Raw genomic sequence first — 18,880 nt, forward strand, 5'->3', positions numbered from 1 at the left:
GATAACTATTTTGGTTTGAGCTAAATTTATTTTTTTTACTTTACTTTTGACAATAATATGACAGGAATAGTATACAAATCAACAGGAAGCTGGTACACCGTAAAAACACCATCAGGTGAAACTTACGATTGCAGAATAAAAGGTAAATTTAGACTTAAAGGGATTAAAAGTACCAATCCAATTGCTGTTGGAGATGAGGTTGATTTTGAGGTAGAAACTTTAGATAATGTCACTACAGGTGTCATTCATCATATTCACTACAGAAAAAATTATATTGTTCGTAAATCGGTAAATCTTTCTAAGCAAACACATATTATTGCGTCTAATATAGACCAAGTGTTTTTGTTAATTACCATTAATAATCCGCCTACACTAACAAGTTTTATAGATCGGTTTTTAGTCACTGCCGAGGCGTATGCCATTAAAACGGTTTTATTGTTTAATAAAATTGATGTGTACGATGAAGAGACCATTTTAGAAGTGCGCTATTTGGCTTCTATTTACAGGGCCATTGGTTATGAATGTATTGGAATTTCTGCAGAAACTGGTAAGAATGTAGATAAAGTTAAAGCATTAATGCTTGGTAAAGTGAGTATGTTTGCCGGACATTCGGGTGTGGGAAAATCAACTTTAGTAAATGCCATAGAACCAACCTTAGATTTAAAAACTAAGGCTATTTCTAGTCAGCATATGCAAGGGCAGCACACTACGACTTTTGCAGAAATGTTCGACTTAAGTTTCGATGCCAGAATTATAGATACGCCAGGGATAAAAGGTTTTGGAGTAGTCGATATGGAGAAGGTAGAAATAGGCGATTATTTTCCGGAATTTTTTGCTTTAAAACAAGATTGCAAGTTTAATAATTGTCTGCATGTAGAGGAGCCTAAATGCGCTGTAAAAGCGGCATTAGATCGCGATGAAATTGCGTTCTCACGTTACAGAAGTTACCTGCAGATTTTAGAAGGTGAAGACGAACATTACCGTACAGATATTTGGGATAAAGAACAAGACGGATTCTAATGAAAGCAGTAATTCAACGTGTATCAAAAGCCAGTGTAACTATTGAAAATGAAACGGTTGCTAGTATATCTCAAGGGCTTTTAGTTTTACTTGGTATAGTAACAGACGATACCCAAGAGGATATTTTATGGTTGTCTAAAAAGATAGCGAATCTTCGCATTTTTGAAGATGAATATGGCGTAATGAACACCTCTTTAATTAATATAAAAGGCGATGCTATTGTGGTTAGTCAATTTACACTTCATGCGGCTACAAAAAAAGGAAATAGACCAAGTTACATTAAGGCGGCTAAACCGGATATTTCTATCCCTTTATACGAAGCTTTTGTGAGTCAATTAGAAGCAGATTTAGAACGAAAAGTCCAAACTGGCAAGTTCGGTGCAGACATGAAAGTTGAGCTCTTAAACGACGGCCCTGTAACTATAATCATCGATACCAAGAATAAGGAGTAAAAGTTTCGTTTTTAGTTTTGTTTAACATAAAATAATGTTAAATTTATAAAACAAACTTAACCTATTTATGTGTTTAAAATCTTTTTTAGGCATCTTCATGCTATGCCTAACTTTGAACGTTTCTGCCCAAACAGATTTTAGTTCAAATATTCTCGAAAAAGCTACTATTGGTAAGAATGCTAATGCGTTAGTGAAGATTAACGATGTGCAGATTCACATTCAAGCTTACAATAAAATGCTTGTAAAATCCCATCGGACGGTAACCATTTATAATGAGTCGGGCGACTATAAAGGTCAGGCTTACGAGTTTTATGATGAGACTACCAAAATCAAAACTTTAGAAGCTACAGTCTACAATGCTAATGGCGAAAAAATTAAACGTTTTAAAGAAAAAGACTTCACCGATATTGCTGCCGCAGATGGAATTTCTATATATAACGACAATCGTGTTAAGTATTTAAAATACGCAGCGGTAAGTTATCCTTACACTATAGATTATATTTCAGAAGTAGAGCATAAAATGACTGCTTTTATTCCTAGTTGGTCGCCTTTAGAGGAGCATTACACTGGTGTAGTGAAATCGTCTTACCAAATTTTTAATGAAACAGATGTGCCGCTGGCTATTAAAGAAGAACATTTAGAAGATTTTGGTATTACTAAAGTTGGAGATTACCATTATGTAGCAGAAAATCTACTAGCCATTAAACCGGAAAGTGTAAGTCCAGAATTTCACACCTATGCACCACGTGTAAAAGTAGCCATGCAAACTTTCGATATGAAAGGTGTAAAAGGAATTAATACCAACTGGCAAGATTTCGGGAAATGGATGTACGATAGTTTACTTATGGATACGAGATCCCTTCCAGAATCTGTAAAAAATGAAGTTAGAGCGCTCACCAAAGATGCTACTACAGATATAGAAAAGGCTAAGATTGTTTACGAATATCTTCAACAAAAAACACGATACATTAGTGTGCAAGTAGGTATAGGTGGTTGGAAACCCATGCTGGCAGAAGATGTAGATAAACTGAGTTATGGCGATTGTAAAGGGCTTTCTAATTATACAAAAGCTTTGCTAGATGCTGTTGGTGTACCCTCTTATTATGCGGTAATATACGGTGGGAAAAATATTAGAAACTTCGATAGTGAATTTTCAGCTACAGAAGGAAATCATGCGGTGCTTACCATACCCAATGGCGACGATTACATTTGGTTAGAGTGTACTAGTCAGAAAACGCCATTCGGTCACGTGGCAAACTTTACAGACGATAGAGATGCTTTAATAATTACCCCAGAAGGCGGAAAGATTGTGCATACTCGTGTGTACGATGCTAAAGAAAGTGTATTGCATACCACTGCTGAAGTCAATTTAAATCTTAATGGAGGTTTTAATAGTCAAGTGCAAATTAAATCTTATGGATCTCAATATCGAGGCGATGAAGGTTTAGAAGACGAATTGGAAAAAGATCAGAAATTACGGTATAAAGATCTTTGGGATAATGTAAACGACTTAAATATTGAGTCGTTTCAATTTACAAATAATAAAGAAGAAGTTGTCTTTACTGAAGACGTTAAAGTATCTGCAAAAACCTATGCTTCTAAAACTGGAAATCGATTAATAGTGGTGCCCAATGTATTTAATAAACTGTCTCATATCCCGCCGCGATATTCTAAGCGTACTATGCCTGTAGAAATTGATAGAGGGTTTTTAGATAAAGATGAATATCTAATACATTTAGAAGAAGGCTTGGAAGTAGAAGCATTACAAGCTCCTGTAACTATAGAAAATAAATTTGGTACATATACTATGTCTATTGAAGATTTAGGAGATGGAACATTAAAATATAAACGTAAACTACAAATAGATAAAGGGCTCTATCCTAAAGAAGACTATAATACCTACAGAGACTTCTGGAGTTCTATTTCTAAGTATGATAATTCTAAAATAGTACTATTAATCAAAAACCCAAATTAATGAAAAATGTATTCAGCCTACTATGTCTACTAATAGTCTCCTACATCCATGCACAAGACTATAGATTCGGTAAAATTTCAAAAGAAGAACTCTCAGAAACCTCAAATGCTAAAGCTCCAGAAGCACATGCCACCATTTTGTATGTAAACGAAGAGGTGTTTTTTCAATACACAGAAAATGAAGGTTTTACTGTGGTTAAAGAAGTGCAGAAACGAATAAAAATTTACGATAAAGAAGGCGTAGATTGGGCAACAGAACATGTTCCTTTTTATGATAATGGTAGTTCTAATGTAGAAAATTTATCAGAATTAAAAGGCTATACCTATTACTTAAAAGATGGTAAAGTTGAAAAAGATAAACTAGATAAAGACAATGTATTTAGAGAGCAAACCAACCAATATTGGGGACAACTTAAATTCACAATGCCTAATATTACAGATGGCTGTATTGTAGAGTTTAAATACAGAAAAGAATCTCCTTTTATAGCGTTAGACGACGTAGATTTTCAGTACGATATCCCTGTGAAAAAACTAGAGTTTAATGCACGTATTCCTGAGTATTTTTACTTTAATAAGTATTTAAATCCTAAAGCAAAATATGTTGCTAAAATAACAGAAAGTCAGAGAAATAGAGTCGAAAATGTGAATTCAAAACAACGCTCTGGAGGTGCCGGTTTCTCGAATACACAAACAAGCTTTGATAGTTCTAAATGGGAATTTAAAGAAACCGAGTATATGGCAGACTTAGAAGATATTCCTGCACTTGTAGAAGAGCCATTTGTAGATAATATGGATATGTATCGTGCCACTGCAAAATGGGAATATGCCATGTATAAAGGTCCAGATAATTCTATTAAAAACTATTCTACAGATTGGGAAAGTGTGATTAAAACCATTTACGATCATAGTAGTTTTGGCGGACAATTATCTAAATCTAATTATTTTGAAAAAGATCTAGATGCTCTACTAGCTAACGTTACCAGTAATACAGAACGTATTTCTTTAATTTACAATTTTGTAAAATCTAAAGTTGCCTGGAACGAGTTTTATGGAGATTATGCAGAGAACGGTGTTAAAAAAGCTTATAAGGATGGTACCGGAAATGTGGGCGATATTAATTTAATGCTAACGGCTATGTTGCGGTATGCTGGTTTAAATGCAAATCCAGTACTAATAAGTACAAAAAGTAATGGAATTCCATTGTATCCAACCCGAAACGGATTCAACTATATTATTTCAGCAATAGAAGTTCCTAACGATGTCATACTTTTAGATGCTACAGATCGCTATGCCTTACCAAATGTATTGCCTTCTAGAGCCATAAACTGGCAAGGTCGTATTGTTCGTGAACAAGGGAGTTCTGCTTGGGTAGATTTATTACACCCTGTTTCTGAAGATGAAAAAACGACTTTACAGTATAAAATAAATCCCGATTTAAGTGCAGAAGGTCGTGTGTATGTAAAATTATCCAATTCAGCAGCCATGAAATTTCGATCTAAATACGATAATATGGGCGACGATGAACGCTTACGCGATTTAGAAGAAGATAAAGGTGAAATAGAAATTTCTAATTATAAGATAAAAAATGAAGACGATCTTAATAGTCCAACTGTTGACTATTCTTATACGTATGTTTTAAAAAATGCAGTAGAATCTATAGGCGATAAATTGTATGTCTCTCCGATGTTGTTTTATGCCACAACAGAGAATATTTTTAAACAAGAAAAACGTAATTATTCTTTAGAATTTACATATCCGAAGGACTATCATTATACAGTCTCAATCATGTTGCCAGAAGGTTATACTGTAGAGTCTATGCCTGAAAGTACAAAAGTACAGTTTAATGGAAATGAAGGCACGTTTTCCTTTTTAGTATCTCAATCTGCTAATATGGTGCTTATAAAATCGAGTTTTCAAATTAATAGCACCTTTGTTTTACCTAGCGATTACGACCAATTCAAGCAATTTTTTGGTATGCTAGTAGAAAAAGAAACAGAGAAAATGGTCTTAGTGAAGAGCGAATTAAAGGGAACCGAATAAGTTTTTGTTTTTTTAAGTTTAAAAAAAATAAAATAGTAATTTTACAATATCAAGTTAATAAGTCGTCAAGTCTTTATGCTTAGTTAAAGCCTAAAAACTTGACGATTTTATATAAAGTAGTTACACATGAATATTGAAGATGCACAATTAGCCGTAGATTCTTGGATTAAAGAACATGGCGTTCGCTATTTTAACGAGCTTACCAATATGGCACAACTTACAGAAGAAGTAGGCGAAGTGGCTAGAATTATTGCTAGACGTTATGGTGAGCAAAGTGAAAAAGAAAGTGATAAAAATAAAGATTTAGGAGAAGAATTAGCCGATGTTGTTTTTGTTGTTTTATGTTTGGCAAACCAAACCGGAATAAACCTGCAAGAAGCGTTCGATAAGAAAATGGATATTAAAACCAAACGCGATCACGACAGACATCACAATAATAAAAAATTAAAATAATACACAATGAATATCACTTTAGAACAATCTGAAATTATTCAAAAACCCTTACATGTTACCATTACAGGGTCTAAAAGCGAATCGAATCGGTTATTAGTCTTACAAGCGTTATTTCCAAATATCGCTTTAGAAAATGTGTCGAATTCTGATGATTCTGATGTGATGCAAATGGCTTTAAAATCTGAAGAAACACTTATCGATATTCATCATGCAGGCACAACCATGCGTTTTCTTACGGCTTATTTTTCTAGCCGCGAGGGGAAATCTGTAACCTTAACAGGTTCTAAACGTATGAAAGAACGTCCGATAAAAATTTTAGTCGATGCGTTGCGCGATTTGGGAGCAGATATTTCATATGTAGAAAACGAAGGGTTTCCTCCAATAAAAATTTCAGGTAAAGCAATTACTAAAAACGAAGTCACACTTAAAGCTAATGTAAGTAGTCAGTATATTTCAGCATTGCTTTTAATAGGTTCGTCTTTAAAACATGGTTTAAAACTGACACTAGATGGAGAAATTACGTCTGTGCCTTATATAAAAATGACATTAAATTTATTACATCAATTGCATATTGATGCCGAATTTAAAGGTCAAACCATTACTGTACAACCAAAAACAGAAGCTGTTGCACAACAGACCTTAACCGTAGAGAGCGATTGGTCTTCTGCATCGTATTTTTATAGTATTGTGGCTTTAAGTCCAGTTGGCACTGTAATAACATTGTCTTCATATAAAGAAACATCGTTACAAGGCGATTCAGTTTTAGCCAAAATTTACAAACAATTTGGTGTAGAAACTACGTTTAAAGACAACGCTATTACACTTCAAAAAGTAAGTGATGTTTCAAAAGACACGCTTATTATTCTAGATTTAATACACGCGCCAGATATTGCTCAAACCATAGCGGTTAGTTGTTTTGGTTTAGGATTAGGTTGTGATTTATCTGGTTTGCATACATTAAAAATTAAAGAAACCGATAGACTAGAAGCACTTAAAACAGAGCTTGGTAAGTTAGGAGGTGAGGTTATTGTGACCGATAAAACTTTAAAATTATTACCTTCTACTCAAATTCATGAAAATGTAGCTATCGATACATATAACGATCATAGAATGGCTATGGCATTTGCGCCTTTAGCTTTATGTACTAAATTACGTGTAAATGATGCAGAAGTCGTATCTAAATCTTATCCAGAATTTTGGAGTGATTTGGAACAAATAGGATTCAAAGTTAAGAAAGTCTAAATTTTAAGGTAAAAAAAGCGTTATTTCAGGGGTAATTATCAATTAAGTCAATAATAAATAGCGATTTACTTGACAAGGCCTATGTTCAGATTGTATATTTGCGGTTCCTTTTAATAATATTGAGGCATAGAGCATTCTATTTTTTCTCAATATTTCAAAAATAAAAATATCAGAACATGAAATTATCACATTTTAATTTTAAACTACCAGACGAATTATTAGCAGAAGACCCTTGTGAAAACAGAGACGAGTCACGCCTAATGGTTTTGGATAGAAAAAATCAAACTATAGAGCATAAACAGTTTAAAGACATCATTAATTATTTTGATGAGGATGATGTGATGATTCTTAATGATACTAAAGTATTTCCTGCACGTTTATTTGGAAACAAAGAAAAAACTGGAGCGCGTATTGAAGTATTCTTATTAAGAGAATTAAATGAAGAACAACGCCTTTGGGATGTGTTGGTAGATCCGGCTCGTAAAATTAGAATTGGAAACAAATTATATTTTGGAGACGACGATACCTTAGTGGCAGAAGTTATAGATAATACAACATCTAGAGGGAGAACGTTACGTTTCTTATATGATGGATCTTATACAGAATTTAGAAACAAACTTAAAATATTAGGAGAAACACCACTTCCAAAATATATTAAGCGTGAAGTAAAACCAGAAGACGAAGAGCGTTACCAAACCATTTATGCAAAGCATGAAGGTGCAGTTGCTGCTCCAACAGCAGGTTTACACTTCTCCAAACATTTACTAAAACGTTTAGAAATTAAAGGTGTTAAATTTGCAGATGTTACTTTACATGTTGGTTTAGGTACTTTTAATCCTGTAGAAGTTGAAGATTTGTCTAAACATAAAATGGATAGTGAAGAGGTAATTATCGAAGAAAAAGCGGTTAATACTATCAATACAGGAATTAAAGAAAAGCGTCGTGTATGTGCTGTAGGTACAACATCTATGCGTGCTATAGAAAGTTCAGTATCATCTCACGGAACATTAAATGAATTTGACGGTTGGACAAATAAATTTATTTTTCCTCCTTACGATTTTAGTATTGCGAATTGTATGATTACAAATTTCCATACACCAAAATCTACACTTTTAATGATGGTTTCTGCTTTTGCTGGTCACGATTTTATTAAACGTGCTTATGAAGAAGCCGTAAAAGAAGAATACAAGTTTTACAGCTATGGCGATGCCATGTTAATTATATAAGTTTAAAACTTACTAGATACATTAAAAAGCCTTGTTCGTCAAGGCTTTTTTTATAGCTTTAAAAAGCTTAGAGAAGCAGAATTCGCTAATCACAAATTAATTACTTTTGCAGTATTATGGCAAACAAGAAAAAGGACGTACGGGCATTAACTAAAGAACAACTTCGAGATTTTTTTGAAACTCAAGGCGATAAAGCATTTCGCGGAAATCAGGTTTACGAATGGTTATGGAGCAAAGGTGCACATCATTTTGAAGACATGACTAATCTCTCTAAAGAGACGCGACACATGTTGGAAGAGCACTTTGTAATTAACCATATAAAAGTCGATACCATGCAACGTAGTAGTGACGGTACGGTAAAAAATGCTGTGCAATTACATGATGGTTTGGTTGTCGAGTCTGTTTTAATTCCTACAAAAACAAGAACCACAGCCTGTGTATCTAGTCAAGTAGGCTGTAGCTTAGATTGTCGTTTTTGTGCTACGTCTCGTTTAAAACGCATGCGTAATTTAAACCCTGACGAAATTTACGATCAGGTTGTTGCTATAGATAACCAAAGTCGTTTGTACCAAGATAGACCATTAAGTAATATTGTGTTTATGGGTATGGGAGAACCACTTATGAACTATAATAATGTGGTTAAAGCCATCGATAAAATTACAGATGTAGAAGGTTTAGCGATGTCTCCAAGACGTATTACCGTATCTACTTCTGGTGTGCCAAAAATGATACGAAAAATGGCAGACGATGAGGTTAAATTTAAACTCGCGGTTTCATTGCATTCTGCAATCGATGAGGTTAGAACGTCTATTATGCCATTCAACGAAACTTTCCCTTTAGCCGATTTAAGAAGTGCTTTAGAATATTGGTTTGCTAAGACAAAAAGTAGAATTACTTACGAATATGTTATTTGGAAAGGTATTAATGATAAACGTAAAGATGTAGACGCTTTGGTGCAGTTCTGTAAATTTGCGCCTAGTAAAGTAAATCTAATTGAATACAATCCTATTGATGATGGCGAATTTCAACAGGCGCAAGACGAAGCTATAAATATGTATGTAAAAATTTTAGAGGCTAATAATATAACGGTTACTATTAGACGCTCAAGAGGTAAAGATATCGATGCAGCTTGTGGTCAGCTTGCCAATAAAGGGTAGTGCATCTTGTGTAATAAAAATAAAATTTGGCTTTAAAATCAAATCATCATGATATATGCTTGGGGACACGAAAAACGGTATAACGATTACAGTTCGTATATCAAACACACCTTTAAAGAGCGTGTTCAAAAAGTATCTGTAGATGCTGGGTTTTCTTGTCCTAATAGAGACGGAAGCAAAGGCTATGGTGGCTGTACATTTTGTAATAACTCTACCTTTAATCCTTCATATTGTAGTGAAGATAATTCTATAAGCAGTCAGATTAATACTGGAATTGGTTTTTTTGCAGAGAAGTATAAAACACAGAAGTACTTAGCTTATTTTCAAGCTTACAGTAATACGTACGACAGTTTAGATAGTCTTAAAAAACGCTACGAAGAAGCATTATCTCTCCCTAAAATAATAGGTTTAGTTATTGGTACGCGTCCAGATTGTATTAGTGATGAACTTTTAGAGTATTTGGCGACTTTAAGTCAGCAATATTATGTCACTATAGAGTACGGAATTGAATCTACAAACAATACAACATTGAAAGAGATTAATCGCGGACACGATTATCAGACAAGTATAGAGACTATCAAAAAAACGCATGAGGCTGGCATTCATGTGGGGGCGCATTTAATTTTGGGGCTACCTGGAGAAACAAGAAAAGATATTTTACAACATGCGCAAGAAATGTCTAAATTACCATTAGATTTTCTAAAACTACACCAATTGCAATTGGTAAAAGGCTCTATTATGGGCGAACGCTATTTAAAAGGTTTAGATGAAATAGATTTATACACAGCAGAGGCGTATATAGATTTAGTTATAGATTTTATAGAACTACTTCATCCTAAAATTGTTTTAGAGCGATTTGTGAGTCAATCTCCTAAAGAGTTTTTAATTGCACCCAAATGGAACTTAAAGAATTTTGAATTTGTAGATAAAGTGAACAAACGATTACAAGAACGAAATACATGGCAAGGCAAATTACATACTGTATAATAACAGCTTCAAGTTATAGTTTTTTATTTCAGACCACTTTAAAAATAGTTTATAACGCACTTTTTTATTAGGTTTGTATAGCTAATAATCCCTAAAAATTCTAGTTGAAAATAGTAGAGCAAATAAAGCAACCCATTGCTTACGAAATGGAACTTTTCGAACAAAAGTTCTTACTTTCCATGTCTTCTAAAGTGGCTTTACTTAATAGAATTACCCACTATATTGTAAATAGAAAAGGAAAACAGATGCGACCTATGTTTGTGTTTTTGGTTTCTAAAATGGTCTCTAATGGTGAGGTTAGCGAGCGTACTTATAGAGGAGCTTCTGTTATAGAATTAATACATACGGCCACCTTAGTACACGACGATGTGGTAGATGATAGTAATAGACGTCGCGGTTTTTTCTCTATTAATGCCCTTTGGAAAAATAAAATTGCTGTGCTTGTTGGCGATTATTTACTGTCTAAAGGTTTGTTGTTATCAATAGATAATAATGACTTCGATTTACTTAAAATAATTTCAATTGCTGTACGCGAAATGAGTGAAGGTGAGTTGCTTCAAATTGAAAAAGCACGTCAGTTAGATATTACCGAAGCGGTATATTATGAAATTATTCGTCAGAAAACAGCAACTTTAATTGCGGCCTGTTGTAGTTTAGGTGCAGCGTCTGTAAAACCAGAATCTACCCATGTAGAAACTATGCGTAAATTTGGTGAGCTTATAGGTATGGCGTTTCAAATTAAAGATGATTTATTCGATTACGGCCAAGAAAAAATTGGTAAACCTACCGGAATCGATATTAAAGAACAGAAAATGACACTTCCACTCATATATGTTCTTAATACCGTATCTAAAAAAGATAATAAGTGGTTAATAAATTCTATTAAAAACCATAACAAAGATGCCAAGCGCGTTAAAGAGGTTATTGCTTTTGTAAAAGTACATGGCGGATTAGATTATGCCGTGACAAAAATGAAAGCATTTCAAGAAGAAGCTTTAAAAATGTTGGAGCCTTACCCAGAATCTGCATACAAATCATCGTTAATTTTAATGGTGAATTATGTTATCGACAGAAAAAAATAAAATCTTCAGGCAACCTTTCATATCGTTTTTGCGTCTTTATAAATAGAAGACCAAATGAAACCGTTTTTGAAAGTTATACAATTACATAAAAACCAAGATCTGCTTATAAAAAAAGCGTGTCAAAACAATCGCGAAGCACAGCAAGCCTTGTTCGATACGCATGCACCTAAAATGCTAAGTGTTTGCAGATACTATATTAAAGACATGCAGCATGCAGAAGAAGCGATGCTAAATGGGTTTTTAAAAGTATTTACACAATTAAAATCTTTCGAAAACAAAGGGGCGTTTGAAGGCTGGATTCGTAGAATCATGGTCCGCGAGTCTATTTCATTTTTAAGACAGAAAAAGCAAATTATTTTTGTTGAAGTTGAAGACGATACAACAGAAGCTTCTCCACTTTGTAGTGAAGGGCATTTAGCGGTAGACGATATTCAAAATCTAATCGATAATTTGCCCGAAGGTTATAGAATGGTATTTGTAATGTATGCTATAGAAGGATACAAACATCATGAAATAGCCACCTTACTTAAAATTTCTGAAGGGACTTCTAAATCGCAATTGTATAAAGCAAAACAATTGCTACAACAGCAGTTACATGCACTTAATTCTAATGGTTATGGCACAAAATAATATTGAAACCGATATAAAAAAAAGTCTAGAGCAGCGAAGATTGCAGCCATCTGCCCAAGCTTGGACTAAATTACAATCTCAATTAGATGGTCAAGACCAAAAACGATCTACGAATCGCTATTGGTATATAGGGATTGCAGCGGGTTTTATCGGAATTTTATTAATAGGAACATGGATGTTTAAAACGAATTCTTCAACACATATTAATGTTGTAGATGTTGAATCTCCTGTTGAAAATATTGAAAAAGTAACCGAATCTTTTAATACCAATTCAGAAGAAGTTGTGGCATCTTCATCTAACAAAGCAGATAGTGTAGAACCATTAAAAAAAGATGTTAGTCCTAAAACTAAAATTACTCCAACAAGTACAGCAAAGCAATCAACCGTTATAGCTGAGGTTTTAGAAGAAGAACATCTAATTCCTAAAGATACATTGTCTAATACCTTAATAGCACAAGAAAGTATAGCTGTTAACGACGATTATATTGAAGCTTTATTGCAACAAGCCGAACAACAAATTAGTACAGAAAAAACTTTAATAAATGCACAACACACCGTAGATGCAGATGCACTCTTGGAAAGTGTAGAAAATGATATAGAACACAGTTTTAGAGAAAAAGTTTTCGATGCCGTAAAATCAGGTTTCGTAAAAGTTAAAACTGCAGTTGTAGATCGCAACGATTAACACATTTCATCATTATAAATCAATCATCATCAATCAAAAAACGAACATTATGAACACGATTACTAAATTAACTATTGCGCTCACTTTAGCATTAGCATCTCAAATTAGCGTTGCTCAAGACACAGAAGTCATAGTAAAAAACGATTCTTTAAACGTTAAAGAAATTGAAGTTTTAAAAACACAGAAGGAAACGGTACGTGCCGAAGAAAAAGAATTATTAAGACAAGAAGTAGAAGCTATAAACGATAAAGTTGATGCTGGTTATATTACCGCTGAAGAAGGCGAAATTCTTAAACAAGAAATTGCTAAAAAGCGGGCTTTAAATATTGAAAACCGGATTGCTATTCTAGACAATAAAATAGATTTATTGGGACGTAATACAGAGTCTTATACGTTTGGAGAAGACGGACAAATTGTAATACGTATTGGAAAGGATTACGATAGCGACAGATCTAGCGAGCAAACATCTATTTATATAGGTCCTAAAAAACAACACATACCAACTTACGATAAACGTACCACTAGCGATTTAGTATTTGCCATCGGATTTAATAATGCGCTAATTGAAGGTGAAAGTTTAAACGATTCACCTTATAAACTCGGTGGTTCTGGATTTGTAGAATTGGGTTGGGCTTGGAAAACACGAGTTTTTGAAAACTCTAATGCATTACGATTAAAGTATGGATTCTCATTTCAATGGAATAAATTAGATATTAAAGACAATATGTATTTTAGAGAAGAAGGCGATCAAGTGGTGTTTGAAGAATATCCATACGACGTGAGAAAATCAAAATTTAGAACTACTAATTTAGTGTTTCCGGTTCATTTTGAATTCGGGCCTTCTAAAAAAACTGTAAACGATGATTATTTCAGATATTCAACACACAAAAAATTTAAATTCGGAATTGGAGGATACGGAGGATTCAATATCTCATCACTTCAGAAAGTCAAGTATAAAGAGGATGGAAACAATCAGAAAAAGAAATACAAAGATTATGATGCTGTAAATAGCTTTGTATACGGCGTTAGTAGTTATGTGTCTTTAGGCAGTGTTGGTCTGTATTTTAAATATGATTTATCTCCGATATTTAAAAATCAAACCTTCGATCAAAATAACATTTCACTAGGCTTGCGCTTCGATATGGATTAGATATAAAAAAAGGCTTCAATTTATTTTGAAGCCTTTTTTGTTATTAGTGTATTGCTGCTTTAAATTGATTTTCGCCACCTACTATAGGTAACTCTAACAATGTGCCATTTAAATCTATGGTTAATTCGGTTCCTGCTTTAGGTAGTAAGGTGAAATTGTTATCGCTAGAAAAAATCATAAGTCCAATCTGTTGTCCTTTTTTTATGATTTGATCGTCTGGTTGTAAATCGAATGTTAGATTATAGAATTGTCCAGGTTTTAAAGCCTCACTAGTCTCTATAGATTTATAGTTCTGAGGATCTGCCCAACCGCGCGTAATAATATTATCTGTGATTGGTGCATTGATATCTGCATTCCATGGTAAAGCCACGAGCCAAACCGATAGGTTTGCTGCCGGTTTATTACTTGCCAATTTAATATGTAGTGTCGCTAATCCAGAAACATGTAAGTCTTTAGTTAAAGTAGGCGTCACATATAATAAACGGTGGTTAGATTCTGCTAAATTAGCTAGAGAGTCACCCGAAAAAGAAGCATCATCTACAAGTGTTTCTTGTGTAGTTGTGGTCGGTTTAGACAGGGTTAGTTCTCCTGCTTTTTGCCCGCCCGCTGTTATATGTAAGCTAACTGGTTTGGCATCAGGATTCGGGTAATCTGCGTAAGAAGTAGGTTCGTTCGGACTATCATTTTCTCTAACAATCCACGCTTTTGCATCCTGCTCTACGCCATTATCTACCCCGTGTAAGTAATGTGTAAACCAACGATTCATCATTGTCATTGGTGGTGGACCACCGTGTCCGTTTTGGTGATAATACATTTGAACAGGAAGTCCTTTATCTTTTGCTGCCTTGTAAATGCGGTAACTGTGTTCAGGCATAACATTCCAATCGTTAAACCCATGAGACATTAAAAGGGCTGCTTTCATAGGCTTCATATCGTTTAAATAATCACGACCTGCCCAAAATGCATTATAATCTCCAGTTTCTCGATCCATACCGTTTTTCATTTCTGTATCGCGAATAGTCTTATTACTATATGCCCGTTTAGATTCGTCTCCGCTATGAATAAAATCATATAACACATCAATATCTTCACCTAAATAACCACTAGGAGAACGTACTAAACCGTTAGATCTGTAATAGTGATAATAAGAGGTGTTTGGCGCAACAGGTATTATCGCTTCCAAACCATCTACTCCGGTTGTTGCGGCTGCTAAAGGAATGGTTCCGTTATATGAGGTTCCTGTCATTCCTACTTTTCCTGTAGACCAGAAAGCGCTTACCGTTTCAGTCCCATCAGGAGTTGTATATCCTTTTGCACGGCCGTTTAACCAATCGATAACGGCTTTAGGAGCCAAAGATTCATTATCGCCTCCAACCGTTGGAGAGCCTTGAGATAATCCTGTTCCTGGTGAAGAAGAATGCACGACAATATAACCACGTGGTACCCATTTTTTTACTTGAGAATTAGAAATCACAGGACGTTTTCCCACACGAATAACTTCGGGATGTACACGTTCTGCGGCAGGCTCACCCAATTCATGATTAACATTCCAAAATAAACCAGGGACATCACTAGCAACTCCAGCATAATACGGGCTAGATTCGTAAACAATAGGAAGTTTTAACCCTTCAGTTTCTGTCTGATCCGGTCTGGTAACATCTACATGCATACGATCTAATTTTCCATCGCCATCGGTATCAAATTCAGTTTCTACCCATAAATCGTGTCTAATCCAATGTTCAGGATCATTAAATGCTTTTACAATTTGAGCTTCACCATCTTTAAAAACAGGAACGGCTTTTTGTTGTGCAAAACTAAGATTTATTGAGATACAGAGACATAGAATACAGAAGTAGCGTGCGGTGTTGTTTTTCATACTTTAAGTTTAAAAATAATGTTTGATAAGAAGCTAAGTTAAGCATTTGGTATTTACTATGATGAGAAAATATTAGTGCCAACTCAGAGATTATGTGAATAAATGCCGTTGTTTTTGGTAATTTAGCGTTAATCTTTAAAGTATATTTGCAATCTAAATTACATCACTTAAAACGTTATTTCATTGATTTCAAAATCTTCCATAGACACTGTATTTGAAGCTTCACGATTAGAAGAAGTTATTGGCGATTTTGTTCAGCTTAAAAAAGCAGGGAGCAATTATAAAGGACTTAGTCCGTTTAGTGACGAGCGTTCTCCTAGTTTTGTAGTTTCTCCAGTAAAGCAAATTTGGAAAGATTTTTCTAGTGGAAAAGGCGGAAATGTTGTGGCCTTTTTAATGGAGCACGAACATTTTACCTATCCAGAAGCCATTAAATATTTGGCAAAAAAATACGGGATAGAAATTGAAGAAACGGAACAAACTAACGAAGAAAAAGAAAAGCAAGATACGCGTGAGAGTTTGTATTTAGTAAGTGAATTTGCTAATACACATTTTCAGAAAATTATGCATAAAACCGATGCCGGTCAAGCCATTGGTTTAAGCTATTTTAAAGAGCGTGGATTTACTCCTGAAACCATTAAAACATTTGGTTTAGGGTATGCTTTAGATGAGTGGCAAGGCTTTTCAGACGAAGCATTAAAGAAAGGTTATAAGTTAGAATTTCTAGAAAAAACAGGACTTACTATTGTAAAAGGAGAAAAGTATTTCGACCGTTTTAAGGGGCGTGTTATGTTTCCTATACAAAGTATGAGTGGTCGTGTGTTAGGATTTGGTGGTCGTATTTTAACTAATGATAAGAAGGCTGCAAAATACATGAATTCTCCGGAAAGTGAGATTTACTATAAAAGTAAAGTACTGTACGGAATTTACCATGCTAAGCAAAGTATTGCCAAAGAAGATAATTGTTTTTTGGTTGAAGGCTATACAGATGTAATTCAGTTTCATCAAACAGGAATTACCAATGTAGTTTCTTCTTCAGGAACGGCTTTAACTCCAGAGCAAATACGTTTAATAAATAGGCTTACAAAAAACATTACGGTATTATTTGATGGTGATGCCGCTGGAATGCGAGCTTCTGTTCGTGGAGTTGATTTAATTCTAGAACAAGGTATGAATGTACGTGTATGTACATTTCCGCAAGGAGAAGATCCCGATAGTTTTGCCAAGCAAAATACAGAGGAAGAATTGCGAGCTTATTTAGAATCTAATTCTAAAGATTTTATTCAGTTTAAGGCCGGTTTATTGGTTGAAGATGCTAAAAACGATCCCATAAAAAAAGCAGAGACCATTCGTGATATTATTCAGAGTATCTCTAAAATTCCAGATCGTATTAAACAAGAGGTGTATTTGCAAGAATGTGCCAGAATTATGGATATTAGCGAATCTGTATTGTTTAGCTCTTTAGCCCAAATAAGTAATAAGGAGACTAATAAACCTTCTGGAGGTAATAACAATAATAATAAAAGTAGTAGTGGTAGTAGTTATGGAGGTGGGTATGGTAGTAGTCAGGAACCACCACCAGATTTCTTTGAAGTTATTAGAAACGAAGATCAGCCTAAAAAGGTGGACGTACAATACCTTTTAGAACGAAAAATTATTGAAATCTTATTGCTTTATGGGAATAGAACTGAAGATTTTGAAGATTTAATTTTAAAAGAAAATGATAAAGGCGATCTTGAATTAGAACCCGTTGTACAGCAAGCCAAAGTTTTTGAAAAAATATTTTTAGACTTGCAAGAAGATGAAATGCAGTTTGGAAATGAAACGTTTAAAACCTTATATTATACTATAATTGAAAAATTAAATCTAAACCCAGATTTTGTTTTAGAGCAATTTGTAAATACGGTAGATCAGCAACTGTCACAAGAAATAACAAGTATTTTAATGGAAGACGAACGCCATACGTTACACGATTGGGAACGCAATAATATTTTTCCGAAAGCGAAAACAGAAGGTGTTGCGCAATTGGTAAGTGAAACTATTTTAAGTTTGCGTTGTTTTTTAATCGATCAAAAAGTACTTGAATTTCAACAATCAACTTTAGAACACAGAAACGAAACCAATAGAAATGTTCTAGAAGAGGTTAAAGATTACTATGGTCTAAAGATGTTGTTGTCTAGAAAATTAACACGTGTGTTATGATTCTAATAATTTTGCTTGATTTAGTAACTCGACTAAGTTAGACGCTTGTAATTTTTTCATTAAACGCGCTTTGTAAGTGCTAACCGTTTTTTCATTAATATCTAATTCCTTAGCGATTTCCTTATTTTTCTTTCCAATAGAAAGCAATTTAAGTACTTCGACTTCTCGTGTAGATAGTTTCTTGTAAAAAGAACCTGTTCTATGTACGCGTTCTCCAAAAGCTAAACGATGGGTTAAGTCGTTACTTAAGTAAATACCGCCTTGGTCTATTTTTAAAATAGCTTCTCTAAGGGTTAAAATATTAGCTGTTTTAGAAATGTATCCAGAAGCGCCAGCTTTAATAGAACTCATAGCATAAACCTCTTCTGGGTGTGTGCTAAACATTAAAACTTTAAGATTTGGATATTCTTTTTTTAAACGTCTTAAGGCTGTAATGCCGTTTAGTTTAGGTAAATCAATTTCTGATATTAATATATCTACAGTGTTCGATTTTAAAAAATCGAATATAGATTCTCCGTCATCTACACCGCCTTCCACTTTAATCACAGGCGATGTTAAGAACAATAACTCAAGTCCTTTCCGAATAATAGGGTGGTGATCCGCTACCAACAGTTTTATCATAATTTATATAGTTTGGTTTGTTTGCTTACTTGTAATAAAAACGACTGTAGGGGCGTAGTTCAATAAAGAAACCAGTCTATGTA

16 protein-coding genes are annotated in these 18,880 nt (G+C 34.1%); 14 read left to right on the forward strand and 2 right to left on the reverse strand.

Translation table 11 applies throughout. The features are described from left to right. Positions 1–57 precede the first annotated feature (57 nt). The 13 genes from rsgA (at position 58) to AST99_RS07725 (ending at position 14,098) form a co-directional block, all read left to right on the forward strand. On the forward strand, positions 58–1,020 hold the full coding sequence (gene rsgA, locus AST99_RS07665; RefSeq protein WP_057781038.1) for a ribosome small subunit-dependent GTPase A: 963 nt from the start codon (positions 58–60) through the stop codon (positions 1,018–1,020). After that, positions 1,020–1,472 (forward strand): D-aminoacyl-tRNA deacylase, encoded by a 453-nt coding sequence (dtd, locus tag AST99_RS07670; RefSeq protein WP_057781041.1) that lies wholly within the window; start codon positions 1,020–1,022, stop codon positions 1,470–1,472. The genes rsgA and dtd overlap by 1 nt, the downstream gene beginning before the upstream one ends. Before the next feature lie 112 nt (positions 1,473–1,584). Next, the gene (locus tag AST99_RS07675) at positions 1,585–3,447 is read left to right on the forward strand and encodes a DUF3857 domain-containing protein (protein WP_232301599.1); all 1,863 of its coding nucleotides are present in this window, start codon (positions 1,585–1,587) and stop codon (positions 3,445–3,447) included. Further along, positions 3,447–5,486, forward strand: coding sequence for a DUF3857 domain-containing protein (locus AST99_RS07680; RefSeq protein ID WP_057781043.1), 2,040 nt, complete (start codon positions 3,447–3,449; stop codon positions 5,484–5,486). Before AST99_RS07675 ends, AST99_RS07680 begins: the two co-directional genes overlap by 1 nt. A gap of 126 nt (positions 5,487–5,612) precedes the next feature. Then, a complete protein-coding gene (locus AST99_RS07685) occupies positions 5,613–5,939 on the forward strand; it encodes a nucleotide pyrophosphohydrolase (RefSeq protein ID WP_057781046.1) in 327 nt (108 codons plus the stop codon). A 6-nt stretch (positions 5,940–5,945) separates the two neighbouring features. Continuing rightward, positions 5,946–7,181 carry a 3-phosphoshikimate 1-carboxyvinyltransferase gene (locus AST99_RS07690; protein ID WP_057781049.1) on the forward strand — a complete coding sequence of 412 codons (1,236 nt, stop codon included), beginning with the start codon at positions 5,946–5,948 and terminating at the stop codon, positions 7,179–7,181. Positions 7,182–7,357: 176 nt separating this feature from the next. Beyond that, on the forward strand, positions 7,358–8,407 hold the full coding sequence (gene queA, locus AST99_RS07695; RefSeq protein ID WP_057781052.1) for a tRNA preQ1(34) S-adenosylmethionine ribosyltransferase-isomerase QueA: 1,050 nt from the start codon (positions 7,358–7,360) through the stop codon (positions 8,405–8,407). 116 nt (positions 8,408–8,523) lie between these two features. Next, complete coding sequence (gene rlmN, locus AST99_RS07700; protein ID WP_057781054.1) at positions 8,524–9,564, forward strand: dual-specificity RNA methyltransferase RlmN; 1,041 nt, start codon at positions 8,524–8,526, stop codon at positions 9,562–9,564. Positions 9,565–9,612: 48 nt separating this feature from the next. After that, positions 9,613–10,551, forward strand: a complete 939-nt coding sequence (gene mnmL / locus AST99_RS07705) for a tRNA modification radical SAM protein MnmL/YtqA (RefSeq protein WP_057781057.1) — start codon at positions 9,613–9,615, stop codon at positions 10,549–10,551. Positions 10,552–10,655: 104 nt separating this feature from the next. Then, on the forward strand, positions 10,656–11,633 hold the full coding sequence (locus AST99_RS07710; RefSeq protein ID WP_057781060.1) for a polyprenyl synthetase family protein: 978 nt from the start codon (positions 10,656–10,658) through the stop codon (positions 11,631–11,633). Positions 11,634–11,699: 66 nt separating this feature from the next. Further along, the gene (locus tag AST99_RS07715) at positions 11,700–12,263 is read left to right on the forward strand and encodes an RNA polymerase sigma factor (RefSeq protein ID WP_057781276.1); all 564 of its coding nucleotides are present in this window, start codon (positions 11,700–11,702) and stop codon (positions 12,261–12,263) included. Continuing rightward, positions 12,229–12,948 carry a hypothetical protein gene (locus AST99_RS07720; protein ID WP_157486325.1) on the forward strand — a complete coding sequence of 240 codons (720 nt, stop codon included), beginning with the start codon at positions 12,229–12,231 and terminating at the stop codon, positions 12,946–12,948. The genes AST99_RS07715 and AST99_RS07720 overlap by 35 nt, the downstream gene beginning before the upstream one ends. Positions 12,949–12,997: 49 nt before the next feature. Next, the gene (locus AST99_RS07725) at positions 12,998–14,098 is read left to right on the forward strand and encodes a porin family protein (RefSeq protein ID WP_057781066.1); all 1,101 of its coding nucleotides are present in this window, start codon (positions 12,998–13,000) and stop codon (positions 14,096–14,098) included. A 43-nt stretch (positions 14,099–14,141) separates the two neighbouring features. On the opposite strand, the gene AST99_RS07730 is transcribed toward AST99_RS07725, so the two are convergent. Next, the gene (locus AST99_RS07730; protein WP_057781069.1) at positions 14,142–15,974 is read right to left on the reverse strand and encodes a Xaa-Pro dipeptidyl-peptidase; all 1,833 of its coding nucleotides are present in this window, start codon (positions 15,972–15,974) and stop codon (positions 14,142–14,144) included. A 183-nt stretch (positions 15,975–16,157) separates the two neighbouring features. Here AST99_RS07730 and dnaG point away from each other — a divergent pair, with 183 nt between their 5' ends. Beyond that, positions 16,158–18,176 (forward strand): DNA primase, encoded by a 2,019-nt coding sequence (gene dnaG, locus AST99_RS07735; RefSeq protein ID WP_057781071.1) that lies wholly within the window; start codon positions 16,158–16,160, stop codon positions 18,174–18,176. Here the strand turns inward: dnaG and AST99_RS07740 are convergent. Further along, complete coding sequence (locus AST99_RS07740; protein ID WP_057781074.1) at positions 18,171–18,797, reverse strand: response regulator; 627 nt, start codon at positions 18,795–18,797, stop codon at positions 18,171–18,173. The genes dnaG and AST99_RS07740 overlap by 6 nt on opposite strands. Positions 18,798–18,880: the final 83 nt, after the last annotated feature.

Source organism: Formosa algae (assembly GCF_001439665.1).
GTDB classification, from domain to species: domain Bacteria; phylum Bacteroidota; class Bacteroidia; order Flavobacteriales; family Flavobacteriaceae; genus Formosa; species Formosa algae.